Raw genomic sequence first — 25,192 nt, forward strand, 5'->3', positions numbered from 1 at the left:
AAGCCCCAAAAACCTGAGGTTTTTGGGGCTTAGCTCACGGCTTGCCTGCGTCTGACGCGGTCAGTCCGCCGACACGGCCTGCAGCACGGGCAACCGCGCCGCATGGATCGCCGGCCAGAGCGCTGCCAGCACGCCGACCAGGGCGGCAACCCCGAGCATCGACGCGAGCTGGCCCCAGGGGATGGCGAGCTCGGTGAGCCCGATCCCGGTGAACACCGCGGGCATCAGCGACGCAATGCCCACCCCGACGGCCATGCCCAGGACGGTGCCGAACAGGGCCGTGAGGATCGATTCGATGGTGATGATCCCGGCCAGTTGCATTCGCCCCAGCCCCACCGCGCGCATGAGCCCGATCTCCCGGGTGCGCTCGATCACCGACAGCGCCAGGGTGTTCACGATGCCGAGGATCGCGATGATGATCGACAGCGCCAGCATCGCGTAGAGGATGCCGAGGATCTGGTCGACCTGCCCGGCCAGCTGGCCGGCGAACTCCTCCTTGTCGAGCACCGAGAGCACGACGTAAGGCGCGGCCGCCCCGGTCAGGTCGTCGCGCACCTCCGTCGGCGTGGCGGACGCGGCCGAGGTGATCAGCAACGAATCGATCGCGATCTGCGACGACGGCACGATGCGTTCGAAGGCGTCGTCGGGCATGATGATCGGCGCGCCGATCACGGCGGTGTCGACAATGGCGCCGATCGGAGCGGATGCCTCGCCGGCCGCCGTCGTGAAGGTCACGTCGTCGCCCACCGTCCACCCGCGGTCGTCGGCCACGCTGCGCTGAACGGCAAGCTGCCCCGCCGCGAAGCCCGCCAGCGTGCCCTCGACGGCGTCGAAGTCGAGGGTGTGCCCGAGCGCGGCGGGCGGCAGCGCCACCACGATGATGGACCGCTCGGCAACGGTGCCACCAGCTGCGGGGGCCAGCATCGCCGGGCCGTAGCGCAGCTCGTCGACGGAGTCCACTGTGTCCAGGGCGCGCAGGTCAGCCACCACACCCGTCGGCACCACCCCTGCGGCAGACTGCACCGAGAAGTCCGCGATCCAGCCGTCGTCCACGATCGCTCGGGTCGAGACCGTCGCCGACGCGGCGAGCACCGAGGCCGCGCCCACCAGGGCCATGCCGATCATGAGCGCCCCCGCGGTGTTCGCGGTGCGGCGCGGGTTGCGGATCACGTTGCCGCGGGCCAGCCGGCCCAGCGGTTTGACCGCCACGACGAAGACCGCGGCCATAGCGCTCAGCGAATACCGGGCGATCACCGGGGCCAGGACCAGTACCCCGACCACCACACCGGCGGCACCGACGCCCAGCAGTGCCGGACCGTCGGGGTCGGGCCTGGACCAGGCGGCGACCAGGCCGGCCAGGCCGGCGACGGTGAGAACGGATCCGACGATGGACCGCAGCCGAAGCGACCTGGACCTGGCGCCGCCGGCCTCGCGCATGGCCTCCACCGGAGGGGTGAGCGCCGCCCGGCGGGCCGGCAGCGCCGCCGCCGCGATGCTCACCAGGGTGCCCACCAGTAGCGAGATCACCACGGTGGCGGGGTCGAGCGGGATGCTGCCGGACAGGTTCATGCCGATCTGGGCGACCGCCATCCGCACGAGCGATACCAGGCCGAGGCCGGCGGCAATGCCGAGCGCGGAGCCGACCAGGCCCACCACCGCGGCCTGGATGAGGATGGAGGCGAACACCTGACCGGGCGAGGCGCCGACGGCGCGCAGGAGCGCGAACTCGCGCATCCGCTGCTGCACCGACATCGCGAAGGTATTGGAGATGATGAACGCGCCCACGAACAGGGAGATCCCGGCGAACACCAGCATGAACGTCTGCACGAAGCCGAGCATGTCGTTGATGTCTGCCGTGGCCTCGGTGCGCATAGCGGTGCCGGTGACGGTCTCGACGCCGGCCGCATCGGCGGCGGCCAGGGCCGCGCCGACCCTCCCGACCAGGATCTGCTCGTCCACCCCGGTGTCCCCGTAGACGTCGATACTCGCCACCAGGCCGTCGGGCGCATAGGCGGCGTTGGAGGTGGCGACGTCGAGGAAGACGATGGTGGCGCCGGCCATCGGCGCCCCGAGCGACACCTCTCCCACGACCGACACGGCCTGGACCTCACCGGCGAGCACCACCGAGGTCTCGTCGCCAACGGTCAGGCCCGACGACTCGAGGGTCGCCGATTCCAGCGCGATCTCCCCAGCGCCGACGGGTGAACGCCCGGCGACGATGTCGAGGGTGTCGTCGTCGGGGTGGAGAGCCATCCCGAAGGTGGGGGCCTGCGAGCTCACCACGGCCGTGCCGTCGGCGCCGACGAGCACGATGGGCCCGGAGACCGCCGGCAGGGCATGCCGCACACCGTCGACGGTGTTGAGGGTCCGGGCGAGATCGGCCGGGATGGCCTCGCGCACGTCACCGGCCGAGCTGCCGGCCTGGGCGGCACTGGCGGCGGGCTCGCTGCCGCGCACGTAGACATCCGCCTGCATCGAGCTGGCCACGATGCCGGAGAAGGTGGAGCCCATCATGGTGCGAAGCGACAGGGTGCCCGCCACGAAGGCGACCCCGAGGGTCACCGCCAGCAGCGACAACAGAAAGCGCACCAGGTGGGCGCGGATGCCGCGCAACGCGACCCGGGTCATCGCCGGGCGCCGTCGTGCTCGTGCTCGGTCTCGGTCTCGTCGCCCATCGACCGCATGACGTCGAGCACCGACGCCTGGGTGGGGTCGGTGAGTTCCTGCACGAGTCGGCCGTCGGCGAGGAACAGGACCCGGTGGGCGTAGGCCGCCGCCCGGGCGTCGTGGGTCACCATCACGACCGTCTGACCGAGGTCGTCGACCGACCCGCGCAGGAACCGCAACAGGTCACCGGCTGATTTCGAGTCGAGGTTGCCGGTGGGCTCGTCGGCGAACACCACGGCCGGCCGGGCCACCAGGGCTCGGGCGCAGGCCACCCGCTGCTGCTGGCCGCCGGAAAGTTCGCTGGGACGGTGGTGCAGGCGGTCCTCGAGCCCGACCGCCGCGACGATCGCGGCGAGATGCGCCCGGTCCACCGGGCGCCGGGCGATGTCCAGCGGCAGGGTGATGTTCTCGGCGGCGGTGAGGGTGGGAATCAGGTTGAACGATTGGAAGATGAAGCCGAGCCGGGTGCGGCGAAGCGCCGTCAGCTGCCGCTGCGACATGCGTCCCACGTTCATCTCGTCTACGATCACGGTGCCGGCGGTGACGGTGTCCAACCCCGCCATGCAGTGCATCAGCGACGACTTCCCCGACCCCGACGGGCCCATGATCGCGGTCAGTTCGCCCCGGGCGAAGTCCACGTCGATGCCGTCCAGGGCGCGCACCTCGGTCTCGCCGGTGCCGTAGGTCTTGACCAGGCCCCTGGCGTACGCGATCACGGATGCCGGCGGTGCGGTGAGCGAGCGCGCAGGGTGGTTCGAGGTGAGCGTATGGGCGGTCATGTACGGTCCTTCACGGTCGGAGCGCGGGCGCGCTGGGGTCGATCCCCAGTGTTGCCCTTCTCTTCGCATCGCGGCATCGGGACGAACCCTGACTCGACCCTGAGCGAACCCTGAGCGCCGCTCGCGGGCTAGCCAGGAAGGTCGTAGCGATGGCGGATGTGCCGGCGGTCGGCGCTGGCCTGCCAGAACTCGATCTCGGTGGGGCGCAGCGCGTAGAGCTGCCAGGCCGGGTTCGGTGCCGCATCGGCGGCCGGGCGTGCGGCCCAGTCCCGGGCGGATGAGTCGGCAGAGAGCTCGACGACCGGGCCGACCAGTCGCACCTGGCGGCCGAGCTGGGACCAGTAGAAGTTCATCGCCGCCTGCGGGTTGGCCGCCAGCTCGCGGCCCTTGCGGGAGGTGCGTGCGGTGGCGAACTGCCATCCGTCGTCGTCGAGGTCTTTGAGGATGAGCATCCGCGACGACGGCGCCCCGGCACCGGAGCCGGCGCTGGCCCCGACGGTGGCGAGGCTGAACGCGTGCGGCTGACGCACCCCGGCGGCGAGCGCCGCCTCGAACCAGCTGAGGAACAGCTCCACCGGGTCGGCCGGGGCGGTGGCCGGGTCGAATGCGGGCAGGTCGTCGGGGAAGTCGGGCAGGGCCCGCAGCCGCGCTCTCAAGGTGTCACTCACGTTCGCGAGCCTACCCATCCGCCGGCGAGCCGTGAGCAAAGCACCGAAAACTCGAGAATTCTGGGGCTTGACGCACGGTTCGCGAGTCCCGCGCGCCTAAACCCAGGCGCCCTCGAGGAGGGTCGCGTGCACGTGCAAGTCGGCGTCGAGCAGCACCAGGTCGGCGCGGAGGCCCAGCAGGATGCGGCCGCGGTCGACGAGGGCGAGCAGGTCGGCGGGATTCTGGGTGGCGGCCCGGATCGCGAGCGGCAACGGCACCCCCGCGGTGAACACGGCGTACTGCACCGCGTGGCTGAGGGTGAGGACACTGCCGGCGATGGTGCCGTCCATCAGCCGCGCCTGGCCGTCCACCACCCGCACATCCAGGGCGCCCAGTTTGTAGTCGCCGTCAGCGGCGCCGGCCGCGGCCATGGCATCCGTCACGAAAACCGGGCGGGCGGGACTCTCCGTGATCAGGCGTACGACGGCCGGGTGCAGGTGCACCCCGTCGGCGACCAGCTCGGCGAACACCGCGGGGTCGTCGAGCAGCGCCAGAGCGGCGCCCGGCGCGCGGTGGTGCAGCGGCCGCATGGCGTTGAAGACGTGGGTGCCCGCGGTTGCCCCGGCCGCGATCGCCGCCTGCGTGAGGTCGTAGTCCGCGTCGGTGTGGCCGACGGCGGCCACGGCGCCGTGCTCCACGATGCGCGCAACGGCGGCCAGGCCGCCCTCAAGCTCCGGGGCGATGGTGACCATGCGCACCGCGCCGCCGCCGGCCCCCATCAGCCGCTCGACGCTCGCCGGGTCCGGCAGCAGCAACAGGTGCTCGGCATGCGCGCCCCGGTGCGCGGGGCTCAGCCACGGGCCCTCCAGGTGGATGCCGGCCAGCAGCCCCTCGTGCACCAGCTCCGCGAGCGCCCGCACTAGGCACTCCATCTCGTCGATGGGCGCGGTCACCAGGCTGGCCATCATGGTGGTGGTCCCGTGGTCGCGGTGGGTCTGCGTGATCCGCCTCGCGACGACGGCGCTGTCCGCATCGTTGAAACTGACCCCGCCGCCACCGTGGTTGTGGGCGTCGATGAAGCCCGGCGCGAGCACCCCGGCCGGCAGCGAGACATCCGCGGACCGAGGTGGGTCGCCGGCTCCGCAGCCGACGATCAGGCCGCCGCGCACCTCGACCCAGCCGGGTGAGTACTCCCGGTCGGGCAGGATCACCGTGCCGGCGGCGAGAAGCAGCGGCGTGGCGGTGCCCGGTCCGGCATCGCCCGGCAGCACAGGTGCATGCTCTGCAGTGGCGGGTCGCGAAGTGAGCGGTGTCATGAACGGGTCTCCTGGGTTGTGATTGGCGGGCTGCGGGTCAGCCGCGGACGGTGAGGAAGGTGTCTCCGGCCGCGAGCTCCAGACCGGCGGCCACGGCGTCGGCCAGGGTGATGTTCTCCGCCTGGCGCTCCAGGATGATCACCGGCACGATCGGGTCGCGGCCGCTCGCGACGATGGCGGGAACGTCAAAGCTGACGATCACGTCACCGGCGGTGACGGTGTCGCCCTGCTGGGCGCGCAGGGTGAACCCCGCACCCTTCAGCTGCACGGTGTCGATACCGAGGTGCACGAGCACCCCGACGCCCTCGGGCGCCACGATCACATAGGCGTGCGGGAACACCTTGAGCAGTTTGCCGCTGATCGGCGCGATCGCGTCGACGACCTCGCGAGGAGGGTCGATCGCCCCGCCGGGCCCGACGATCGCCTGGGCGAAGGTGGGGTCGGGCACCAGGCCGAGCTCGACGGCCCGGCCGGGAACCGGCGCGAGCACGATCAAGGAGGCGACGCTCACCTGAGGTCCTCGATGTCGTCGGCGAGGTTCTCGGCCTCGGGGCCGACGATGACCTGCACGATGGTGCCGGACCTGAACACACCGTGCGCACCGGCGGCCTTGAGGGCGGGTTCGTCGACCAGCGTGGGGTCGGTCACTTCGGTGCGCAGCCGGGTGATGCACGCCTCGATGTCGACGACGTTGTCGGCGCCGCCGAGGCCGGCCAGGATCTGCTCTGCCTTGCTACTCATTAGTTACTCCTCGGAAATGTTTACGGATCTGTGGGATGGATCGGTCGACAAGGAGGCTCTCATCTGCGAGACGCCTGTGCGGGCCGGCCCTTGACAAACCGACCGCCGCACCTCCATTATCGAGTAATTGGACCGTACCAGTACGGACCACAAAGCGGAAGTGGTCCGGTTGGTTGTCAGCTGGATCACAGAAAGCACGCTCACCGAACGCCAACACCCCGGAAAGGTGATGAAGTCGTGACACACCTCGACGGCCCGGTCCTCGCCAACGGCGCCGTGCCCAAGCACGTGCAGTTGCGGTCCATCCTGCTCGAACGAGTCGAGACCACCCTGGCACCCCATGCCGCGATCCCGCCGGAGCGCAAGCTCATGACCAAGTACGGCGTGAGCCGGTCAACGGTGCGGGAGGCGATCCGCCAACTGGTCGACGAGGGCGTGCTGTACCGCATCCAGGGCAAGGGCACCTTCGTCGCCGGCGAGCGCGTGCAGAGCGACCTGCACCTCGCCTCGTTCACCGAAGACATGCGCCGGCGCGGCCTCGTGCCCGCCACCGTCGTGATGGGGTCCAGGTTGATCGATGCGCCCCTCGAGGTGCGTGCGGCGCTGGGCCTGAGGGCCGGGGCGCAGGTGCAGCAGGTCGAGCGCCTTCGGCTCGCCGGCGGCATCCCGATGGCCTTCGAACGCGGCTACTACCCCACCGGCCTGCTGCCCGACCTTGGCAGCCAGGACCTCACTCGCTCGCTCTACGCCACCTTCGCCACCGAGTACGGCCTGCGCATCGACCACGCCGAACAGACCGCGTGGGCCGAGACCGCGAATGCCGAACTCGCCGAACCACTCGGCATCGACGTGGGCGTTCCCCTTCTCGTCTTCCTCCGTACCTCGTCGGCGGGGTCCACCCCCGTTGAACACGTCACCTCGTGGTACCGGGGCGACCGCTACCAGATCCACATGACCCTCGACCTCAACCACGAACTGTAAGTCAGCCTGCTCCGCCCCACCCGGGTGGCCTGCCGAGCTCATCGGCAGCGCCAGCATGCCTTCCCGCAGCCTCTGACCCCACACCATTCACCCGTCCACAAGACACACCACGAGCACCACCACAGGAGGAATCCATGTCCAGCACCACCGTTGATGCCGGAACGGGACGAAAAGTCCCGGGCCTCGCCCAACTCCAGCGCGTCGGTCGCAGCCTCATGCTGCCCATCGCCGCCCTGCCCGCCGCCGGCCTGTTACTGCGTCTGGGCCAACCCGACCTGTTGGGCGCCATCCCTGGTTTCGAAACCGGCGCTGCGGTGATCGGAGCTGCCGGCGGCGCACTGTTCGACAACCTCGCGCTGCTCTTCGCGCTCGGTGTGGCGATCGGCTACGCCAAGAAAGCGGATGGCTCAACAGCCCTGGCCGCCGTGGTGGGCTACCTCGTTTTCACGAACGTCGGCAAGGCCATGTCGCCCTTCGTCATGGGCCTGCCCGCCAAGGGCGCCGAACAGGTGCTGGTTGACTACAACGTCCTCGCCGGTGTCCTCATGGGCGTCGTCTCCGCGGTGCTGTGGCAGAAATACCACCGCATCAAACTGCCCAGCTATCTGGCCTTCTTCGGCGGACGCCGGTTCGTACCGATCGTCACCGCCGTTGTGGCCCTGGTGCTCGGTGTCCTGCTCAGCTTCCTCTACCCGGCGTTCAGCGGCGGCCTGACCAACTTCGGCTCGTTCGTCAGCTCGAATGACGTCTGGGGCGGGTTCCTCTACGGCACCTCCAACCGGCTGCTCATCCCGGTGGGCCTGCACCACATCCTCAACTCCGTGATGTGGTTCGTACTGGGCGATTACAACGGCGCCACCGGCGACCTGCACCGCTTCTTCGCCGGCGATCCCACGGCCGGCTCCTTCATGACCGGGTTCTTCCCGATCATGATGTTCGCCCTCCCCGCCGGCGCCCTGGCCATCTGGCACGAGGCCAAGAAGTCGCAGAAGAAGATCGTCGGTGGCATCATGCTCTCCGGCGCCCTCACCGCCATGCTCACTGGTGTCACCGAGCCGCTCGAATTCTCGTTCATGTTCGTCGCCTTCCCGCTCTACGCCATCCACGCCGTGCTTACGGGCACCTCGCTCGCCCTGGTCAACTTCCTGGGCATTCGCGACGGCTTCACCTTCAGTGCCGGCGCGTTCGACTACATCCTCAACTTCGGCCTGGCCGAAAAACCGCTGCTGCTTATCCCCATCGGGTTGGCCTACGCGGCGCTCTATTACTTCCTGTTCCGGTTCGTCATCCGCCGCTGGAACCTGAAGACGCCGGGCCGCGGCGACGACATCGTGGAGGAGGGAGCCCCCGACTCCACCTCGAAGACCGCGGTCTAGCCCGCCCGGCCGGTGTCGCGAGCAGCGCTCGCGGCACCGGTCGGCACCATCGTTTCTCGCACCATCCACCATTTTCAAATCGCACCTGGAGCATCCCTTGGCTGAAGTAGTCGTCCTCGAATCCGAGACCAACGCCGGCATCATCGCCGCCGCATCGATCAGAGCACTGATCAGCCAGAAACCGGATGCCGTCCTCGGCCTGGCCACCGGCTCCACGCCGATGTCGCTGTACAGCGCCCTCGCCGAGTCGCTGCGGAGCGACCCGCTGGACGTGAGCCGGGTGCGCGGTTTCGCGCTCGACGAGTACGTGGGCCTGCCCAGCGGACACCCGGAGAGCTACCGGGCCGTCATCACCCGTGACGCTGTGCTGCCCCTGGGTCTCACCCCCGGCAACATCCGGGTGCCAAATGGCGACCTGGCCACCCTCGAGTCCGCGGGCAGCGAGTACGAGGCCGCCATCCGCGCTGCCGGCGGCGTCGACGTGCAGATCCTCGGCATCGGCCGCACCGGTCACGTGGGCTTCAACGAGCCCGGCTCCTCGTTCGCCTCGCTGACCAGGGTCAAGACCCTCACCGAGAAGACCCGGATCGACAACGCCAGGTTCTTCAGCTCCCCTGACGATGTTCCCGTCCACTGCATCACCCAGGGCCTGGGCACCATCCGCCGGGCACGGCACCTGATCCTGCTGGCTTTCGGCGAGGAGAAGGCCGAGGCCATTGCCGCGGCGGTGGAGGGTCCGGTCACCTCCAGCAGCCCGGGCTCCGTCATCCAGCTGCACCCGCACGTCACCGTGCTCGTCGATGAGGCCGCGGCCTCCCGCCTGGCCAACCTCGACTACTACCGGTACACCTACGCGAACAAGCCGGCCTGGCAGGTCATCTAACCGGCCACCAGGCCGAGCAGCGCCGCGACGACGGCGGCCGCACCGAGCAGCATCACCACGCCGTACCCGCAGGTGCTGAGCAGGGCCTGGCCCCGCACGCCGATCCGGCCGCCGGCGAAGGCCCCCACCGCGACCAGAATCAGTTGCCAGGCCAGGGAGGCCACCAGGGCGCCGGCCACGAACACGGCCGGCGCCCGGTGCAGGCCGAGGGACGGCGGCAACGCCGCCGTGAGCGCTCCGAAGTAGAGCAGCGTCGCCGGGTTGATCGCGGTGAGCCCGGCGAACGTCGCAAAGACCCGGCCCGGCGACGGCGGTCGCGGCTTGTCGCGCGGCACGGTCGCCGCGGGCCGGCGGCGCAGCCCGAGACCACCCAGCAGCAGGAGGATCAGCCCGGCGCCCACGGCCGGCGCCGCTCCCCACGAGGCGAAAACCGGTGCGGCGGCCGCACCGATCGCCAACGCGGCCACGCAGTAGAGTCCGTCTACCAGAGCCACCGCCAGCGCGGCCACGGCCCCGGCGCCGAAGCCGCCCGCCAGAGCCTCCCACATCAGGAGCACGCCGATGGCGCCGAGCGGCACGGCCACGCCCCACCCGGCCAGCAATCCGCCGACGAACAGTGGCCCCAGCTCGATCTCCATGCCCACGATCCTGCCTCGCCGCCGACCCGGCCCCTAGATTTTCGCGGCGGCACGGCTACAATCGCGGCATGGACGACCTCGACGGCGAAATCATCGGCATTCTGCGCACCGATGGGCGCATTTCTTTCAGTGCTCTCGGGGCCGCGGTGGGGCTGAGCACGAACGCGGCTGCCGCGCGGGTGCGGAAACTCGAATCGACCGGGGTCATCGTGGGATATCGGGCCGTGCTGGCCGATGACGCCCCGCTGGGTCCACTCGGGCTGGAGGCCTTCATCGACGTGCGGCTCCGCGCCGACGCGGACTCCGACTCCTTCCTCCTCGCCGCGCTGGCCGAGCCGGAGGTGCGCGACGCCGCGCATGTGACAGGTCCGTATGATTACCTGCTGCACGTCTGGGTCAACGACACCACGCACCTGAACGAGTTGCTGCACCGCCTGAAAAAGCAGGCCGGGGCCGGCCAGACCCAAACCCGGCTCGCCCTGCGCCCACCCGCCACCGCCAGGGAATGACCCGCGCCGGGCGCCGCTTCGGCTAAAATCGGCCGGTGCCCACGTCCCTACGCCAGTCCCCCGGAGCCCGGGTCGGCCTGTCGATCGCCGTGGCCACCGGCCTGTACGGCGTCTCGTTCGGCGCCCTGTCCGTCGCGTCCGGGTTGACCGTGTGGCAGACCCAGGCGCTGAGCCTGCTGCTGTTCTCCGGCGGCTCGCAGTTCGCGTTCATCGGGGTCATCGCCGGTGGCGGCACGCCGGTGGCCGCCGCGAGCGCGGCGGCGCTGCTGGGCATCCGCAACGCCGTGTACGGGATGCAGATGAACGTGCTTCTGCATCCGCGCGGATGGCGGCGATTCGCGGCCGCCCAGGTGACCATCGACGAGTCGCTGGCCACGAGCACCGGTCAGACCGACCCTCTCGAGCAGAGGCGCGGCTTCTGGGTGGCCGGGATCGGCATCTTCGTATTGTGGAACCTGTTCACCCTGGTCGGGTCCCTGGCCGGTGACGCGCTGGGCGACCCCAAGCAGTGGGGTTTGGACGGTGCAGCCGTCGCCGCGTTCCTGGCGCTGCTCTGGCCGCGGCTGCGGTCCAGGGACGCCGGCGCGATCGCCGCGGCCTGCGCGCTCGCCACGATCCTTGCCGTGCCGTTCGTGCCGCCGGGCGTGCCGATTCTGGTGGCGGCCGTCGTGGCTGCCGCGGTCGGCTGGTTCGGGTACCGGGCCGGACCCGACGGTGAGGGCCTGGAACCCGACATCGACCCGTATCCCGACACCGTGCAGACCGACCGGACGGACCCCTCGTGACCCTGTGGTTCTGGATCGTCGTCGCCTGCGTCGTGGGCTTTCTCACCAAGCTCCTCGGCTATCTTGTGCCGAAGAAGTGGCTGGCGAATCCTCGGGTGGCCCGGGTCGCCGGCACCCTCACCATCGGCCTGTTGGCCTCCCTCACCGTCGCCAACTCGGTGGCGACCGGGCAACAGCTGGTGCTCGACGCCAGGCTGGGGGCCCTGGTGGCCGCCGCCGTGGCCCTGTGGCTGAAGGCGCCGTTCCTCGTCGTGGTGATCGTGGGTGCGGCAGCGGCGGCCGGGCTCCGGCTGCTCGGCCTGCCGTAGTCCTGGGCGGGATCGGCCCCGCCCGTGTGCTAGTGTAGGAAGTTGCGCGTCGATCCTTACCACGATCCGACCACTCCGCTGCCCCAATCCATGGCCGGAGTCACGCACCGCTCGAACGGGTACTACCCGCTCGGACGCACTCGACCGGGACTTACGGTCGATCACCTACGCTGTTCGAATTTCGGCGCACGCAATGCTGCGCGCCGCCTTCACACGTCATAACGAAAAGTACGATTCATGTTCACAACCACTCATACCCTCGACCACGCCACGGACGCCATCGACACCCTGTCGCCGGAACACCGCCAGGCGATTCACCTCGCCTACTACTCGGGCTTCAGCAACAATCAGGTCGCCGACCTGCTCGGCGTGAGCGTCGACGTCGCCGATTCCCGTCTGAGCGAGGGCCTCACGCACCTGCGTTCGGCCCTGCGCGTCGCCGCCTGACTACTACCGGGAGTCGGGCAATCCTTGTCCTGACACCCTCGGAAGGAACCGACAATGTTTCTCCTCTTCGGCATCAATGCCTCGCAGAAGGTCATCAACGTCGTCACGTTCGTCTGCGCATTCTGCGGGGAGCGAGCGCCGCAAAATGTCGTGAAGTCTGCGAACCGGTTCACGGTGTTTTTTCTGCCGCTGTTCTCGTTCTCCACCAAGTATTCCAACGAGTGCACGAACTGTGGTGGACAGACCCGCCTCAGCGCCGACCAGGCGCGACATTCACTGGACTGGGTGCAGTCCCGCATGTCTTCCTAGACGCTGCGACAGGCGCTCCGGGCGCCTCGAGACCGGTGCGCCACCTCCTCGTCGCTCTCGGCTACGGTCACCTCTTCTAGTCCGCGCAACTGTTGCCCATCCGGGCACTTGCGCCCGGTACACCGGCAACAGTTGTCGGCGGGCTTCGGCTGCTGCAGAGCCGGCTACGGGGTTGATCGCTTCTCGAACACCCACAGGCCGTTCGTGGCCGGGAACCACGGCCGGTCGCCGCTTGTGACTCTGAGGCAAGAGAGGGCGTCGACGTATCCCTGCTGGGTGACCGCCTCGCTGTGCACGAGATCGAAGCCCAGGTTCCCTGCGTATTGGCTGTACCCGCCCAGAGTGAAGAGCTGATAACGCTCCAGGGCTTCCCGCGGGAAGGTCTCGATGCCCCAGGTGAGCGTGAGCAGAAACTCGGCGACGGCATGCCGGGTGCCGGTCAGGCTCCGCCCGCGCAGGTGCAGCGCCCGCAACAACGGGTGCGGGCTGCGCCGCAGGTAATCGTGGAACGCCTCGACGTCCTCGTCGGACAATCCGTCCACGGTCGCCAGCTCCGTGGGCCGTTCCGGCATGACACCGTCGCGGATGATCAAGCGGCCCCGACCGCGCAGGCTCTCGCGGCACCGGGTCACGGTGAGTGCCAGCGCGTCGTACCCGCGCAGGATTGGCTCGGTATTCGGCGACGTTCCGTAGGAGTAGACCTCATGCAGCAGGGCGCTCACGACGATCGTGTCGAACGGCTCGTCGAAGAGCTGCGGCACCTGCTCGGCGTAGCCGCGCCGCACCTCGTGCAACATCCCGAGCGCAGTCAGCCTGGTGATGGCGTCCGGCGCGGCGTCCAGGGCGGATGTCCGGAAGCCGGCACCCGCGATCGCGGCGGTGAGCTCGCCACCGCCGGCTCCGACATCCAGCACCAGGGGGCCACGCAGGTGCGGCAGCACCATCCGCGCCTTGTCGCCGAGCGAGGAGCCCATCCGGTCGAAATAGCGAGGCTCCAGCGCAACTGTCGGCATGGGTAGGCGTGCTCCTCGCGGGCGGTGGTCGGGAAGGCTCAAGGCTAGCGAAAACGACGGGTCGACGTCCGGCTCCGGCGCGTCCCGGGCCGGCTCGCCACCCGCCGGGCGAACACGGAGTGGAGTCAACTGTGAAACCGACCGTCCGGACGGTCTTTCTTGATACGATGTTCGCATGGATCGCAAAGCACTCATTCTCGGCGCCGCCCGACAGCTCACACTAGATCGCGGAGTCGTCCCCTCGCTGAACGAGACGGCGAGCAAGGCCGGCGTGTCGAAGGGTGGCCTCCTGCATCACTTCCCCTCCCGGGCGGCGCTTGTGCAGGGACTTGCTGTGGCTGCCCTTGCGCAAATCGACGCCATAATGGTCGCCGCATCGACGGAGGGCCGAGCGGCGGAGACGTGGTTGCGAATCTCGGTGCCGGCCGGGGAGGACGTGGCGTTGTTCCGGGCGTTGGCCATCGCGCACCGTGCGGTCGAGACGCCCGGCGACGACGTCGCGGCCGCATCGCGGGAGGCGATCGCGCGGTGGGAGTCGATGATCCAGGACGACACGGGAGACGCAACTCGAGCGCGGATCATCCGTCTAGTCGGAGACGGACTCGCCGCGAACGTCGTCGCCGGCATCGAAACCGCCCCCACGGAGGCGGAGCTCGACGCCCTGATCGACGTCCTCGTACGCGGTCCGGGGCCGGACAGGCGGTGAGCGCGCCTCTTCTGCTCGCGATCGCCGGGCTCGCGGTGCTGGACTCGTTCAACCCGGCCACGATCGTCGCAGTGACTCTGATCCTCCTTGCCGCCCCCCGGCGCCCCGTGCTGACGGCGCTGGTGACGGTGCTCGGTGCAGCACTCACCGTGTTCGGCGCCGGCGCTGCTCTGTTCCTCGGCGCGGGCGCAGCTGCCGGAGCGGTCGACGGCATCGTACAGGGCATCCGATACGTCGCCTTCGCCGCCGCAGGCCTCGTGCTGATCCTCGCCGGCATCCGGCGGTTCCGCACCAGACCCCGCACTCCCATCGCACTGCCCGCTTGGTTCACGCCCTGGACGGCGCTTCCGTTCGGCGCGCTTCTGACCGGCGCCGACCTGCCCAACGCGTTTCCGTACTTCATCGCGATCGAACGCCTCCTCAACGCCGGTGTCACTACCGGGGCAGGGCTGCTGATCCTCGCTGGCTACGCCGTGATCTACTGCCTCCCCTGCCTCGTGCTTCTCACCGTGGGCATCCTCTCCCGCCGGCGGACGCACGCTTTGCTGTCCCGCATCACCACGCGCCTGGGCACCGGTGACGTCACGGCATCGCCGGTGATAGCAGTCGCGTTGATTCTGCTCGGCGGGATGGTCGCCTCGCTGCCCTTCTGGGCGCTGCGCTGAACGTAGCGTCGATCCAGATCTCTTCGATGATGACCTGGACGCCGTCTCGGTAGCTCTCGATAACGCAGAACGAATTTCAGCAGTGTCCGATCTGCGGCCGACTCATCGAGCGACTCCCCCGTGATCGTGAACTACTGGGCAACATCCTCGAGGAGGATCGCGAGCTCGTCGAGTTCGACGTCCCAGCCCTCTCGGTTCTGCTCGAGACGTTCGCGACGGTAGCGGGTACCGCCGGGGAGCGTATCGAAGCCCGATTCGATCACCGTGACATCCGTCCCGGTACCAGCATCGGCGATGGTGAAGCGCACGTGCGTCGAGTACTCGTCGAGCTTTTCGGCGGGGATTCCGGACCAACGGAAGCCGAACGAGTCGTCGGGCACCACCTCGGTGATTTCGATCGGGAAGCTGCCGTAGTCATCCCAGTCGATGCTGCCGGTAGCGCCGGGCTCGAGCGCGGCGAACATCACACCGTCTCCGAACCACTGGACCATCACCTCGGGGTCGGTCAGCGCCATCCAGACGCGCGCGCGCGAAGCCTCGATGTGGACGGTGCGGGTCACGGTGTGGCCCTTGATTCTTGCGTGATCAGACACGGTGTTTCCTTCACGTTCGAGCTGAGCGCGACGGGACATTGCCCGCCGAGCGGCGCGTGAACCAGTTCCGCAAACGCGCCTCATCGAGCGTACCCATGATTGCGAACCTGTTCACGGGCGAGAGAACCGCGCGAGCTCGATCAGTTGTGGGATTTCCGTGGGGTGTGACCGCGTCCGGGGACAAAAAAACCCCGTGATCACAAGGATCAACGGGGTTTTTCGTGGCGGTACCGGTGGGATTTGAACCCACGGTGGAGTCTCCCCCACACAACTTTTCGAGAGTTGCACCTTCGGCCGCTCGGACACGGTACCGAGAGCGATTGTAGTTGAGAGGAGGGGTCCGGCGCCAATCCGGGCAATTGTCAGAGGCCGGCGGTACTCTCGCGGGGTGACAAACGACAGTTCCACTCCCCGCACTCTTGCCCTCGCCGCCGGCGCCCTGGCCACCACCGCCGGCATCACAGCGGTGGCGGTCGCCAACTACAGGCGCTTCAAGCTGCACCTGGCCGCCAACGCCGCCGAGCTCAACGAGACCTTGCCGATCAATTCGCTCTGGTGGCGCACCCACGCCAAGGAGAAGGGCGACCTGCTTTACGTGGCCATCGGTGACAGTGCCGCGCAGGGCATCGGCGCCAGCGCGCCCAACCGTGGTTATGTCGGCATCCTGGCCGACCACATCCGTCTGGCCACAGGCCGCACCCTGCGGGTGATCAACCTCAGTGTCTCAGGGGCCACCGTGGAGCTGGCCGTGCGCGACCAGCTGCCGCGGTTCGCCAAGCTGCAGCCCGACTTCGTCACCGTCGCCATCGGCGCCAACGACATCGCCCAGTGGGATGCGGAACGCTTCGAATCCGGCATTCGCACAGTGTTCGCGGCCCTGCCGCCGCACGCGCTCGTGGCCGACCTGCCGTGCTTCCACCTGCCCCACAACGAACGCAAGGTGGCCGTGGCCAACCAGATCGTGCGCGACGTGGCCGCCGAGCACGGCCTCACCGTCGTGCCGCTGCACGCCACCACCAAACGACAGGGCTGGCGGAGCGTGCTGACGCAGGTGGCCAACGATATGTTCCACCCGAACGACCGCGGCTACCGCACCTGGGCGGAGGCCTTTCTGCCCCTGCTCAGCTCGGCCGTGGCCCGACGGGTCCCCCAGGAGGCCCTGACCGAGTGAGGCGTGTCGGCGGCCGCGGCTAGGCTCGCAGCATGGCTAAACCCGTCTCCAACTTCCGCTGCACCGAGTGTGGTTGGACCACCCTGAAATGGGCGGGCCGCTGCGGCGAATGCCAGCAATGGGGCACCGTGGTGGAAACCGCGGAGAAGACTGGCATCAGCCGGTCGGTCGCTCCCTCCGTTGTGAGCGGCACCGGCGTAGCCCGGCCGATCACCCACGTCGACACGACGGCGGTAGCGCACTGGCCCACCGGCATCAACGAGTTCGACAGGGTCCTCGGCGGCGGCATCGTGCCCGGCTCGGTGATCCTGCTTAGCGGCGAGCCCGGGGTGGGCAAGTCCACCCTGCTGCTCGAGGTGGCGTCCAAGGCGGCCGTAGCCAAGTCCCGGGTGCTCTACGTCAGTGCCGAGGAATCGGTGGCGCAGGTGCGCCTGCGCGCCGAACGCACCGGGGCACTGCAGCCGGAACTCTTCATCGCCGCCGAGACCGATCTGGCCACCATCCTCGGCCAGATCGACGCGGTCAAACCCGATTTGGTGATCATCGACTCCGTGCAGACGGTGTCCAGTTCCCTCAACGACGGCCAGGCCGGGCAGCCCGGCCAGGTGCGCGAGGTGGCGTCCACCCTCATCCGGCTCGCCAAGGACCGCAACCTGCCCGTGCTGCTGGTGGGGCACGTCACCAAGGACGGCACCATTGCCGGCCCGCGGCTGCTGGAACACCTGGTGGATGTGGTTTGTCAGTTCGAGGGCGACAGGCATACTGCGCTGCGGTTCGTGCGGGCCCTCAAGAACCGCTTCGGCTCCACCGACGAAGTGGGCTGTTTTGAAATGACCGGTGACGGCATCAGCGAGGTCGCTGACCCGAGCGGGCTGTTCCTCAGCCGCGGCACCGCCGCGGTCTCCGGCACCTGTGTGACCGTGGCGATGGAGGGACGTCGCGCCCTGCCGGTGGAGGTGCAGGCGCTCGTGATCGACACCGCCATGCCCAACCCGCGCCGGGTGACCAACGGCGTGGACGGCTCCCGCGTGGCGATGCTGCTGGCGGTGCTGGAGAAGCGGGCGGGCTATCCGCTCTCGAAAAAGGACGTGTACGTTTCCACGGTGGGCGGGGTACGGCTGGTGGAACCGGCCGCGGACCTGGCCATCGCGATCGCGGTCGCATCGGCGCTCAAGGACGAACCCATAGCGCACACCGTGGTGGCGTTTGGCGAGATCAGCCTGGCCGGTGAAATCCGTCCGGTGTCCGCGGCCAAGCAGCGCGCCGCCGAGGCCGCCCGGATGGGCTTCAGCACCCGTATCGACGCGTCCAGCAGCACCGTGCAGACCGCGGTGAACCGGGCGCTGGGCACGGGTATTTCCCGGCGCGACGCCGAGCTGGACGACGCGTTCCGGTAGCGGGTCGGGTCAGTCCGTCGACGGCTCGATCGGTCCGAGTGCGCGCAGCAGGTCAGCCGGAGCCGACTGCATCACGGCGGGGCCGGCCACGTCGAAGAAGACCATCTCCAGCGTCTCGCTGTGCACGGTGAGGAACTCCCGCAGCCACTGCCCGTCGGCCACCATCACCTGCGGATCGACCTCGTCGGGGATCATCCGGGCGTAGTTCTCGCCGGAGGAGAAGAGCAGCAGGGTGCGCTTGTCGCTGCCCTCCCGACCGAACACCCGCACCTGCTCGGCGGAGCCCTTGACCACGAGCAACGGCGCGATCACTACATCGTTGCGGAGCGCGTACGCCACCGCCGCGACATCCTGCTTGGCCAGGGCGCTGGCCAGGGCATCCGATCGGGTATCTGAAGTCGCGTCTGTCACGTGCTCCATTCAATCATTCACGGCCGGAGCGGGGCCACTCGAGGCCTCAGCCCGGAGCGAACACCGCGGGCTGGCGGTCAGTTGAGCAGGAACTGGGTGGGGCCGGCCGATTCGACGCCGCCCACGCTCACAGAGAGGTAGTACGACGCGCCCTCGCCGGGCACGGGCTCCCGGTCGATGATCTCGCAGGTCTCCGGGCTGGAGCGGGTACGGTCCCAGGTGAGCGGCGTCTTGGTGCTCACCGCGACGCCTGGCTGCAGGGTGACCTCGGCGTCTGCCGGGTCGGACTGGCAGTCGGTGGAGGACCAGTACACGTCGGCGCCGCTGGTGATCGTGAACACCTGCGTGGCGGTGCCGGCGTTCAGGGTGCAGGGTGTGCTGCCGGTGTTGGTCACGCTCAGGGAGAGCTCGGGTTCGTCGCCCGCGTCGTAGGCGTCCTGGTCGGTGATCGCCTCGACCTGCACGGCCGCCGGGTCGCACGCCGCCCCGGCGGCGCCGGGGGCGGCCGGGTCGGCGGTAATTGCCGGATCGGCCGCGTTTCCGGTCGGCGTCGGCGCCGCCGTCGATGCCGGGTCACTGCCGCCGCCGGGGCGCACGACGATCAGGATGACGATCAGGAGCACGGCGAGCACACCGAGGCCGACCACCAAACGACGGCGCCGGTAGACGGTGCTGGCCTGGGGGCCGACGGGATGCTTGATCGTCGACATGGTCCAAGGCTAGCGAGGTCTACCGGCGCCGCCGGTAATGCTCTGCGTGTCGGTTACGAATCCATCGAAACCCGGCGACGACTCACCAGAACCGCACCGAGCAGCAGCATCAGCGCGCCGCCGGCCAGCCACGGGCTGGCGTCCAGTCCGGTCTGGGCGAGTGTCGCGGCCGGGGTGACGCCGGTGACGGTGATCTCGGTCCAGCCGATCACGGCGCCCGCGGCGTCCTGCACGATGATGCTGTGCGTACCAGCGGCGAGGCCGGCCGGCACCACCGCGGCGACGGTGCCCGCGGCGCTGACCCGCTGCCAGCCGCCCAGGTTGATCGGCGTGGAGCGAACCCAGACGGAGACGTACTGACCGGCGAACGCGGTTCCGACGCCGATGGTGAGCTTGTCACCGGCGGCCACCGTGGAGTCATTGACCGTGATCTTGTTCTGCAGGGCCTTGGTCAGAGCGGACTCCGCCGCGGCCGTCGGTGCGCTCGTGGGAGCGGACGATCCGGTCTGGGGAAGCTCGGTGGGGGCGGGGGTCGGAGCCGTCGTCGGAACCGGGGTCGGAGCCGTCGTCGGCACCGGGGTCGGCTCGGGCGTCGGGACCGGGGTCGGCTCGGTCGTCGGCACCGGGGTCGGCTCGGTCGTCGGCACCGGGGTCGGCTCGGGCGTCGGGACCGGGGTCGGCTCCGTCACCGGAACGGTGACGGCCAGGGGCACCCGCACCGTGGTGCCGGATTCCTTGGCCATGAGGGTGATCTCACTGGCGGCCGCGGCGTCGGTGGGCACTGTGACGGTGACCGTTGCGGCGCCGGTGGCGTCGACGGATGCCGGAGCGAAGACCGTCTTGCTGCCAGCCCAGGTGACGGCGAGTTCGGTGTTCTTCGGGGCACCTGTGGAGGTCAGGTTGAGCTGCGACACGGTGAAGCTCACGGTGTCACCGGGCTTGACCGCCGTGCTCGGCACCCCGGTCACGGAAGCCTGGTTGGCGGCGAATGACGGCGACAGCGGGCTGTTGGCCGTGATGTAGGACATCCAGGCGTCGCGGTCGACGAGGGCAGAGTCGGTGGTGCCGGTGCCCTCGGTGAAGACGCGGAAGTTGTCTCCACCGGTGAGCAGGAAGTTGAACGAGCCGATGGTGTAGCCGGCGGCCGGGTCGATGGGCTTCCCGTCGACCCAGATGCCGGTGATCCGGTCGCTCTCTGGACGGGTCGCGTCGAACGTGTAGTTCACATTGTCAGAGAGACCCAGCTGCAGGTAGGGGCGGCTGGGCACGGCGCCCTTGCTGTCGCGCTGCCACTGCTGTTCCAGGGCGATCTTGAACTGGGCTCCGGTGAGGGTGGTGGTCCACAGGTTGTTCGCGAACGGCAGAACGGCGTTTGCTTCCGAGACGCTCACGTCGGTGTCCGGTGTGGTCAGGAGGTCCTTGCGCAGTCCACCGGGGTTGACGACACCGATATCAGCGCCGCCCTTCTTCTCGTCGGACAAAGTCGCGAGCAGTGCGTTGGCCACCAAGGTGCCCATGGTCGACGGGGCGGCCCGGTCCTCGACAACGGGGGTCGCTCCGCCGATGGAGGCGCGGGTGATCGGCGCAGAGATGGTGCCGACACTCACGCTGCCTGTGACGGCCGCCTTGGCGATGGCCGCGTCGGTGATGTTCTTGACGGTGGCGACCCTGGGGAATGCGCTGACCAGAGCGGCGTCGGCGGCCGTGCTGCGCTTGACGTTCTGGTTCGTGACCGTGGTGGTGGCCCCAGTGACGGTGTCGTAACTGAGCACAACTTGGCCGATGTTCTCACCATAGTTACCGGTCTGCAGCACCGGGCGGGTCACGCCCGTCGCGGCACCGGGGACCTGGGCGTTCCAGGCGTACAGCTTGTGGGTGTGGCCGGTGAAGATGGCGTCCACCGCCGCTGAGGTCTTCGTGACGATCTTGGCGAAGGCGCTGCCGGTGAGGGCCAGCTCCTGCTCGAGGGTGGCGTTCTCCACGGTGCCGGCACCGGCGCCCTCGTGGTACTCGGCAATGATGACGTCGGCCTCGCCGTTGGCGTCGTCGCCGTCGGTGAGCTGGCCGGCGACCCGGTTGACCGCGTCGACAGGGTCACCGAAGCTGACGGATGCGATGCCGTTGGGCGAGACCAGGGTGGGGGTTTCCTCGGTCACGGTACCGATCACTGCAACAGTGACGCCCTGCACCTCGCGGAGCGCGTACTCCTGGAGAGCGGGCGTCTGGGTGCCCACCTTGTAGACGTTGGCACCGAGGTAGTCGAAGTTGGCTTTCTCCGAGACCCGACCGGTGAGGTCGTCCATGCCCTGGTCGAATTCGTGGTTGCCGACCGCGGAGGCTGACAGCTCGAGGGCGTTCAGTACGTCCAAGGTCGGGGTGTCCTGCTGCGACGCCGACTCGTAGGGCGAGGCGCCGATGTTGTCTCCGTCGGAGAGGAACAGGGTGCTCTCGGGGTGCTGGGCGCGCAGGGTCTCCACGGTCCCGGCAAATTTCACGGTGTTGGCATCGATTCGCCCGTGGAAGTCGTTGATGTTCAGCAGGTTCAGCTGCACCGGGAGCGGGGCCGCGACGGCCGGGACGGCAACGACGGGCGCGCCCACCAGGCACGCTCCGATCACTGCAGCGAAGGCCAGCCGGAGCGGGCGGGACGGGTTGAGCGACATTGTTCTCCTCGAAAGTGGTGCCGTGGGGTGACGGGGATGCAGATGAAGGGCCGGTGTGGCGCGCGTGAAAATCGGCGACAACAGCGGACGGACTGACTGTGGGGGCAGCCTAACGACGCCGGATGTCCGGCGGGTTACGGCGAGGCAACGTGCTCAGATGAGCACAGGAGGGCAGACGAGGCCAACTTCTGAGCGGTGGGGAGCGGGCGTCCCCCGGCTGGGGGATGCCCGCTTGCGCCGGCCGGTTAGGCGCTCGGCAGGGTGGAGCGGCGACGACGGGCGAGCAGCGCGCCGAGCAGCAGCAGGAGCAGGGCCCCGGCCAGCAGTGGGGCGCTCTCCACACCCGTGCTGGCGAGGGTGCCGGCCGCCGCAGAACCGGGGGCGACGATCGTGATCTCGGTCCAGCCGATGACCGCGCCCGCTGCATCCTGCAGGATGATGCGGTGCGTGCCAGCGGCCAGGTCCGTCGGCAGCGCCGTGGTCACGGTGCCCGCAGCGCTGACCTGCAGCCAGCCACCCAGGTTGACCGGGGTGGAGCGCACCCAGGCCGACACGAAGTCACCGGTATACGCGGCACCGGCCGTGATGGTGATCGCCGAGCCGGCCGAGTAGCGCGACGCGTTGGTGCTGATCTTGTCGCGCAGGGCGGCAGTGAGGGCACTCTCCGGCGCCGCGGTCGCGGCAAGGGTCGGTGCGGTGGCCGCTGGGACCGTGGGCGTCGACGTGGGTTCGGTCGTCGGGACAGGGGTCGGCGCCGTCGTGGGAACCGGGGTGGGCTCGGTCGTGGGAACCGGGGTGGGCTCGGTCGTCGGGACCGGGGTAGGCTCCGTCGGACTGGCCAGGTTCAGGCCCAGGATCGCCGGGTCGTGGTCCGAGGACCTGAAGGCGTCTGCGACATAGAAGTCGGTCACGTTGTTGTTGTACCGGCTGTATTCCAGCGCCACGGATTCGACCGAGTTGATGTTCCAGACGTCCACATCGGTCACGACGGCATCCGCTTCGGGGGAAGCGAAGACGTGGTCGAGCGAACCGACCGACCCGCCGAACGCGTAGGTGTACTCGCCGCTCTTCGCTTCCTGGTTCAGGTAGCCGGCGTCGGTGATCACCTTGATCGGGTCTTCCTGGTCGTAGGCGTTGAAGTCGCCGGTGAGGAACACCCTGTCGATGCCGGACTGAGCCGACATCGTGTCGGCGAACGCGACAAGCGCGGTCGCCTGGTTGACGCGGGAGGCGTTCGAGGCGCCCTGACCGTCGCCCATGTCGGCGTCCACGCCGGTGCCCGACCCCTTGGACTTGAAGTGGTTGACGATCGTGAGGAAGCGGCTGTCGGTATCGCCGACCAGCTGGAAGGCCTGGGCGAGCGGCTGGCGGGCGTTGCTGAACGCGGCGGATCCGGTGAGGATCGTGGATCCGCCCACGGTTTCAACAGCTGCCTTCTGGTAGATGAAGGCGGTGCGGATGACGTCTTCGTTGGCCGGCAGCGCGGCCGGGGACGGCACGAACGCCCAGGCATCCTGGCCGAGGTCGGCGTTCAACGCGGCGACCAGGGTGGCCAGGGCGGTGTCCCGGTTGGCGCCGAAGACTGCCGAGTTCTCGATTTCTTCGAGTGAGATGACCTGCGCGTCGAGGGCGTTGATGGCCGCGACAATCTTGGCCTGCTGGCGCAGGAAGTTCGCCTGGTCCGCCGCCCCGCGGGCGTCGCATCCGCCGCTGACGGTGATCTTGGCGCCGGCACGGTCGGTGTAGTACTGGCACCCGGTGAGGGTGTCGCCGGTGGTGGAGAAGTAGTTCAGCACGTTGAAGGTGCCCAGGCGGATGTCGCCGCCCACCTTCTCCGGCGCCGAGCTGCGGGTGTTCTCGAAGGTGGCCGGCTGCACGATGGCGGCGTTGGCGGGCACCAAGGCTGTTGTCGGCTGCAGCTTCCAGGCGCTGTTGCGATAGTCCAGGATCGTCGGCTTGGTGAAGGTGACCGGGGCGCCGATGCGTACCGGGGCGGTTGTGGAGAGGTACGGAACCGGCAGGCCCTTGTTGGACGAGCTGAGGTAGTTGGTGCTCGCGCCGTCGTCGAGGGTGACTGCCCGCGCCGCGTTGGCAGCGATGGCGGCCGTGTAACCGGCACTGCCGGGGCGGTCGGTGACGGTGGGGTTGACCAGGGGCGTCGTGCCGGCGGCGAGGCCGATTTCGGCGTACTGGTTAGTGGTGTAGTTGTTCGTCACCGTGAACGCACCAGCGGGGGCGACGAGCATGCCCTCCAGGCGTTCGCGGTCTGCGTCAGCTGCCGGGAGCCGGAGTTCGGCGGCGACCGGGGCGGTGATGCCGGCGCCGTCGAGCCGGGTGATGTCGCCGAGAGCGTTGATGGTCAGCTGGGTGAGTCCGTAGTACTCGCTGACGGCGCCCGTGACGCTCACGTAGTCGCCGACAGCAACGTCGACGCCGAGGGTCTTGGTGTAGACGAAGATGCCGTGCGAGGCGGGATTGTTGGCACCATCGGTGCCGGGGGTCTGCAGGTAGAAGCCGGCGAAGCCGCCGGTGGGGTAGGCGGCGGTGACGACGCCGACGGTCTTCACGGTGCTACCGGCCAGCGGGCTGGCATCCGCGGTGCCCTGGATGGCGCTGATCGCGGTGGTGTCGGTGGGCGGGGCCGTCGTCGGGGTCGGGGTGGGCGTGACGACGGGCGGGTCGGTCGGGGCCGGTGTGGGTGTTCCGCCGGTCGGGCCGGCCGAATTGGTGGGGGTGATCGTGGCCGACAGGGTGATGTCTGCGGCGTTGTTGTCGGTGTCGGCGGCGGCGCTGCGGTTGAGCGACTTGACGTCGGTGTTGGAGCTCGGCGCCGGCGCGACGGCGCCTTCGAAGGTGAGGGAGGCGCCGTAGCCGACCAGGTCGATCACGTTCGGGTTACCGGCGGCGTTGCCGGACTCGAGGCTGAGCGGCGTGGTGGAGTTGGCGAGGATCAGGGTGCCGGTGGTGCCGCTGGGGTTGAGGGTGGAGACCTGGTCGGGGGTGGGCAGGGCCGCACCGTTCGCGCCGTTCGCATTCGACCCGCCGGAGACGAGATAGTACCCCTTGGCCGGGATCGTTCCGGTCAGAGCGACGGCCGCCGGGCTGTCGGTGACGACGCCGGTGGCCTTGCGGTACTGCAGCGACCAGGCGGAGAGGTCGATGGCGGTGTTGGTGGGGTTGTACAGCTCGACGAACTTGGCCGAGAACGCCGCGCCGGCGCTGCCGCCGCTGAGGTAGGCCTCGTTGATGACGACGCCGGTGCCGGCGGTGTTGGCCTGGGCGGGGAACGCGACGACCGGGGCGACGGCGAGGCACGCTCCGATCAGCGAAGCGAGGGCCAGCCGAAGCGGGCGGGGCGGGGCGAGCGACATGGAGTCTCCTGGGTGGGTGCGATGAACGGTCTGGCGGAACAGAGAGCAGGGCAGGGCAGGGCGCAGGGCAAGGCGCGGTGGAGCTCGGGTTTCTGGCACGCCGAA

The 25,192-nt window shown here is 69.2% G+C and carries 25 protein-coding genes and 1 tRNA gene; 12 read left to right on the top strand and 14 right to left on the bottom strand.

Features of this window, described 5'->3' with window-relative positions; all coding sequences use genetic code 11:
- Positions 1-60 precede the first annotated feature (60 nt).
- The 6 genes from B7495_RS14955 to B7495_RS14980 form a co-directional block, all read right to left on the bottom strand.
- Positions 61-2,628, bottom strand: a complete 2,568-nt coding sequence (locus B7495_RS14955) for an ABC transporter permease (RefSeq protein WP_088457282.1) — start codon at positions 2,626-2,628, stop codon at positions 61-63.
- Positions 2,625-3,446 carry an ABC transporter ATP-binding protein gene (locus tag B7495_RS14960; protein WP_088457283.1) on the bottom strand — a complete coding sequence of 274 codons (822 nt, stop codon included), beginning with the start codon at positions 3,444-3,446 and terminating at the stop codon, positions 2,625-2,627. The genes B7495_RS14955 and B7495_RS14960 overlap by 4 nt, the downstream gene beginning before the upstream one ends.
- A gap of 128 nt (positions 3,447-3,574) precedes the next feature.
- The gene (locus tag B7495_RS14965) at positions 3,575-4,114 is read right to left on the bottom strand and encodes a pyridoxamine 5'-phosphate oxidase family protein (protein WP_088458120.1); all 540 of its coding nucleotides are present in this window, start codon (positions 4,112-4,114) and stop codon (positions 3,575-3,577) included.
- 96 nt (positions 4,115-4,210) lie between these two features.
- Complete coding sequence (nagA, locus tag B7495_RS14970; RefSeq protein ID WP_088457284.1) at positions 4,211-5,410, bottom strand: N-acetylglucosamine-6-phosphate deacetylase; 1,200 nt, start codon at positions 5,408-5,410, stop codon at positions 4,211-4,213.
- Positions 5,411-5,447: 37 nt separating this feature from the next.
- The gene (locus tag B7495_RS14975; RefSeq protein ID WP_088457285.1) at positions 5,448-5,921 is read right to left on the bottom strand and encodes a PTS glucose transporter subunit IIA; all 474 of its coding nucleotides are present in this window, start codon (positions 5,919-5,921) and stop codon (positions 5,448-5,450) included.
- Positions 5,918-6,151 carry a glucose PTS transporter subunit EIIB gene (locus B7495_RS14980; protein WP_088457286.1) on the bottom strand — a complete coding sequence of 78 codons (234 nt, stop codon included), beginning with the start codon at positions 6,149-6,151 and terminating at the stop codon, positions 5,918-5,920. The genes B7495_RS14975 and B7495_RS14980 overlap by 4 nt, the downstream gene beginning before the upstream one ends.
- Before the next feature lie 237 nt (positions 6,152-6,388).
- Between B7495_RS14980 and B7495_RS14985 the strand changes: the two genes are divergently transcribed.
- From B7495_RS14985 to B7495_RS14995, 3 genes are all read left to right on the top strand, one after another.
- Complete coding sequence (locus B7495_RS14985; protein ID WP_088457287.1) at positions 6,389-7,132, top strand: GntR family transcriptional regulator; 744 nt, start codon at positions 6,389-6,391, stop codon at positions 7,130-7,132.
- A 134-nt stretch (positions 7,133-7,266) separates the two neighbouring features.
- Positions 7,267-8,508 (top strand): PTS transporter subunit EIIC, encoded by a 1,242-nt coding sequence (locus B7495_RS14990; protein ID WP_088457288.1) that lies wholly within the window; start codon positions 7,267-7,269, stop codon positions 8,506-8,508.
- A gap of 97 nt (positions 8,509-8,605) precedes the next feature.
- The gene (locus B7495_RS14995) at positions 8,606-9,391 is read left to right on the top strand and encodes a glucosamine-6-phosphate deaminase (protein ID WP_088457289.1); all 786 of its coding nucleotides are present in this window, start codon (positions 8,606-8,608) and stop codon (positions 9,389-9,391) included.
- Here B7495_RS14995 and B7495_RS15000 read toward each other — a convergent pair.
- Positions 9,388-10,029 (bottom strand): hypothetical protein, encoded by a 642-nt coding sequence (locus B7495_RS15000; protein ID WP_088457290.1) that lies wholly within the window; start codon positions 10,027-10,029, stop codon positions 9,388-9,390. The two genes, B7495_RS14995 and B7495_RS15000, sit on opposite strands and share 4 nt — an antisense overlap.
- Before the next feature lie 68 nt (positions 10,030-10,097).
- On the opposite strand from B7495_RS15000, the gene B7495_RS15005 reads away from it, so the two are divergent.
- The 5 genes from B7495_RS15005 to B7495_RS15025 all read left to right on the top strand — a co-directional run bounded on the left by B7495_RS15005 (position 10,098) and on the right by B7495_RS15025 (position 12,387).
- Positions 10,098-10,538, top strand: coding sequence for an Lrp/AsnC family transcriptional regulator (locus B7495_RS15005; RefSeq protein WP_088457291.1), 441 nt, complete (start codon positions 10,098-10,100; stop codon positions 10,536-10,538).
- A gap of 35 nt (positions 10,539-10,573) precedes the next feature.
- Positions 10,574-11,323, top strand: a complete 750-nt coding sequence (locus B7495_RS15010; RefSeq protein ID WP_088457292.1) for an AzlC family ABC transporter permease — start codon at positions 10,574-10,576, stop codon at positions 11,321-11,323.
- Positions 11,320-11,631, top strand: a complete 312-nt coding sequence (locus B7495_RS15015) for an AzlD domain-containing protein (RefSeq protein ID WP_088457293.1) — start codon at positions 11,320-11,322, stop codon at positions 11,629-11,631. Before B7495_RS15010 ends, B7495_RS15015 begins: the two co-directional genes overlap by 4 nt.
- 237 nt (positions 11,632-11,868) lie before the next feature.
- Positions 11,869-12,078 carry an RNA polymerase sigma factor gene (locus B7495_RS15020; RefSeq protein WP_088457294.1) on the top strand — a complete coding sequence of 70 codons (210 nt, stop codon included), beginning with the start codon at positions 11,869-11,871 and terminating at the stop codon, positions 12,076-12,078.
- Between the two features lie 54 nt (positions 12,079-12,132).
- Complete coding sequence (locus tag B7495_RS15025) at positions 12,133-12,387, top strand: zinc-ribbon domain-containing protein (protein ID WP_088457295.1); 255 nt, start codon at positions 12,133-12,135, stop codon at positions 12,385-12,387.
- Positions 12,388-12,551: 164 nt separating this feature from the next.
- On the opposite strand, the gene B7495_RS15030 is transcribed toward B7495_RS15025, so the two are convergent.
- The gene (locus B7495_RS15030; protein ID WP_168195338.1) at positions 12,552-13,400 is read right to left on the bottom strand and encodes a methyltransferase domain-containing protein; all 849 of its coding nucleotides are present in this window, start codon (positions 13,398-13,400) and stop codon (positions 12,552-12,554) included.
- 175 nt (positions 13,401-13,575) lie between these two features.
- On the opposite strand from B7495_RS15030, the gene B7495_RS15035 reads away from it, so the two are divergent.
- Both B7495_RS15035 and B7495_RS15040 read left to right on the top strand, forming a co-directional pair.
- Positions 13,576-14,106 carry a TetR/AcrR family transcriptional regulator gene (locus B7495_RS15035; RefSeq protein WP_088458121.1) on the top strand — a complete coding sequence of 177 codons (531 nt, stop codon included), beginning with the start codon at positions 13,576-13,578 and terminating at the stop codon, positions 14,104-14,106.
- Positions 14,103-14,771: a GAP family protein gene (locus tag B7495_RS15040; protein WP_168195339.1), complete on the top strand. Its 669-nt coding sequence runs from the start codon at positions 14,103-14,105 to the stop codon at positions 14,769-14,771. Before B7495_RS15035 ends, B7495_RS15040 begins: the two co-directional genes overlap by 4 nt.
- Before the next feature lie 131 nt (positions 14,772-14,902).
- Here B7495_RS15040 and B7495_RS15045 read toward each other — a convergent pair whose 3' ends face one another.
- The gene (locus tag B7495_RS15045) at positions 14,903-15,364 is read right to left on the bottom strand and encodes an SRPBCC domain-containing protein (protein WP_168195340.1); all 462 of its coding nucleotides are present in this window, start codon (positions 15,362-15,364) and stop codon (positions 14,903-14,905) included.
- A gap of 222 nt (positions 15,365-15,586) precedes the next feature.
- Positions 15,587-15,676, bottom strand: a tRNA-Ser gene (locus B7495_RS15050).
- Between the two features lie 76 nt (positions 15,677-15,752).
- On the opposite strand from B7495_RS15050, the gene B7495_RS15055 reads away from it, so the two are divergent.
- Positions 15,753-16,535 carry an SGNH/GDSL hydrolase family protein gene (locus tag B7495_RS15055; protein ID WP_088457298.1) on the top strand — a complete coding sequence of 261 codons (783 nt, stop codon included), beginning with the start codon at positions 15,753-15,755 and terminating at the stop codon, positions 16,533-16,535.
- A gap of 32 nt (positions 16,536-16,567) precedes the next feature.
- A complete protein-coding gene (gene radA, locus B7495_RS15060; RefSeq protein ID WP_088457299.1) occupies positions 16,568-17,932 on the top strand; it encodes a DNA repair protein RadA in 1,365 nt (454 codons plus the stop codon).
- A gap of 9 nt (positions 17,933-17,941) precedes the next feature.
- On the opposite strand, the gene B7495_RS15065 is transcribed toward radA, so the two are convergent.
- The 4 genes from B7495_RS15065 to B7495_RS15080 all read right to left on the bottom strand — a co-directional run bounded on the left by B7495_RS15065 (position 17,942) and on the right by B7495_RS15080 (position 25,087).
- On the bottom strand, positions 17,942-18,343 hold the full coding sequence (locus B7495_RS15065; RefSeq protein WP_370028174.1) for a dehydrogenase: 402 nt from the start codon (positions 18,341-18,343) through the stop codon (positions 17,942-17,944).
- A gap of 77 nt (positions 18,344-18,420) precedes the next feature.
- The gene (locus B7495_RS15070) at positions 18,421-19,053 is read right to left on the bottom strand and encodes a DUF4232 domain-containing protein (RefSeq protein ID WP_088457301.1); all 633 of its coding nucleotides are present in this window, start codon (positions 19,051-19,053) and stop codon (positions 18,421-18,423) included.
- Positions 19,054-19,106: 53 nt separating this feature from the next.
- Positions 19,107-21,716: a bifunctional UDP-sugar hydrolase/5'-nucleotidase gene (locus tag B7495_RS15075; RefSeq protein ID WP_168195341.1), complete on the bottom strand. Its 2,610-nt coding sequence runs from the start codon at positions 21,714-21,716 to the stop codon at positions 19,107-19,109.
- A gap of 245 nt (positions 21,717-21,961) precedes the next feature.
- Positions 21,962-25,087, bottom strand: coding sequence for an ExeM/NucH family extracellular endonuclease (locus B7495_RS15080; protein ID WP_088457302.1), 3,126 nt, complete (start codon positions 25,085-25,087; stop codon positions 21,962-21,964).
- Positions 25,088-25,192 lie beyond the last annotated feature (105 nt).

The organism is Cryobacterium sp. LW097, assembly GCF_002205495.2.
Lineage (GTDB): Bacteria > Actinomycetota > Actinomycetes > Actinomycetales > Microbacteriaceae > Cryobacterium > Cryobacterium zongtaii.

What these genes read in the sequence shown, in the direction of transcription:
- B7495_RS14955 (WP_088457282.1), bottom strand. Translation starts at nt 2,628, where the DNA reads ATGACCCGGGTCGCGTTGCGCGGCATCCGCGCCCACCTGGTGCGCTTT.
- B7495_RS14990 (WP_088457288.1), top strand. Translation starts at nt 7,267, where the DNA reads ATGTCCAGCACCACCGTTGATGCCGGAACGGGACGAAAAGTCCCGGGC.
- B7495_RS15035 (WP_088458121.1), top strand. Translation starts at nt 13,576, where the DNA reads ATGGATCGCAAAGCACTCATTCTCGGCGCCGCCCGACAGCTCACACTA.
- B7495_RS14980 (WP_088457286.1), bottom strand. Translation starts at nt 6,151, where the DNA reads ATGAGTAGCAAGGCAGAGCAGATCCTGGCCGGCCTCGGCGGCGCCGAC.
- B7495_RS15070 (WP_088457301.1), bottom strand. Translation starts at nt 19,053, where the DNA reads ATGTCGACGATCAAGCATCCCGTCGGCCCCCAGGCCAGCACCGTCTAC.
- nagA (WP_088457284.1), bottom strand. Translation starts at nt 5,410, where the DNA reads ATGACACCGCTCACTTCGCGACCCGCCACTGCAGAGCATGCACCTGTG.
- B7495_RS15005 (WP_088457291.1), top strand. Translation starts at nt 10,098, where the DNA reads ATGGACGACCTCGACGGCGAAATCATCGGCATTCTGCGCACCGATGGG.
- B7495_RS15080 (WP_088457302.1), bottom strand. Translation starts at nt 25,087, where the DNA reads ATGTCGCTCGCCCCGCCCCGCCCGCTTCGGCTGGCCCTCGCTTCGCTG.
- radA (WP_088457299.1), top strand. Translation starts at nt 16,568, where the DNA reads ATGGCTAAACCCGTCTCCAACTTCCGCTGCACCGAGTGTGGTTGGACC.
- B7495_RS15075 (WP_168195341.1), bottom strand. Translation starts at nt 21,716, where the DNA reads ATGTCGCTCAACCCGTCCCGCCCGCTCCGGCTGGCCTTCGCTGCAGTG.
- B7495_RS15020 (WP_088457294.1), top strand. Translation starts at nt 11,869, where the DNA reads ATGTTCACAACCACTCATACCCTCGACCACGCCACGGACGCCATCGAC.
- B7495_RS15030 (WP_168195338.1), bottom strand. Translation starts at nt 13,400, where the DNA reads ATGCCGACAGTTGCGCTGGAGCCTCGCTATTTCGACCGGATGGGCTCC.
- B7495_RS15025 (WP_088457295.1), top strand. Translation starts at nt 12,133, where the DNA reads ATGTTTCTCCTCTTCGGCATCAATGCCTCGCAGAAGGTCATCAACGTC.
- B7495_RS15000 (WP_088457290.1), bottom strand. Translation starts at nt 10,029, where the DNA reads ATGGAGATCGAGCTGGGGCCACTGTTCGTCGGCGGATTGCTGGCCGGG.
- B7495_RS14960 (WP_088457283.1), bottom strand. Translation starts at nt 3,446, where the DNA reads ATGACCGCCCATACGCTCACCTCGAACCACCCTGCGCGCTCGCTCACC.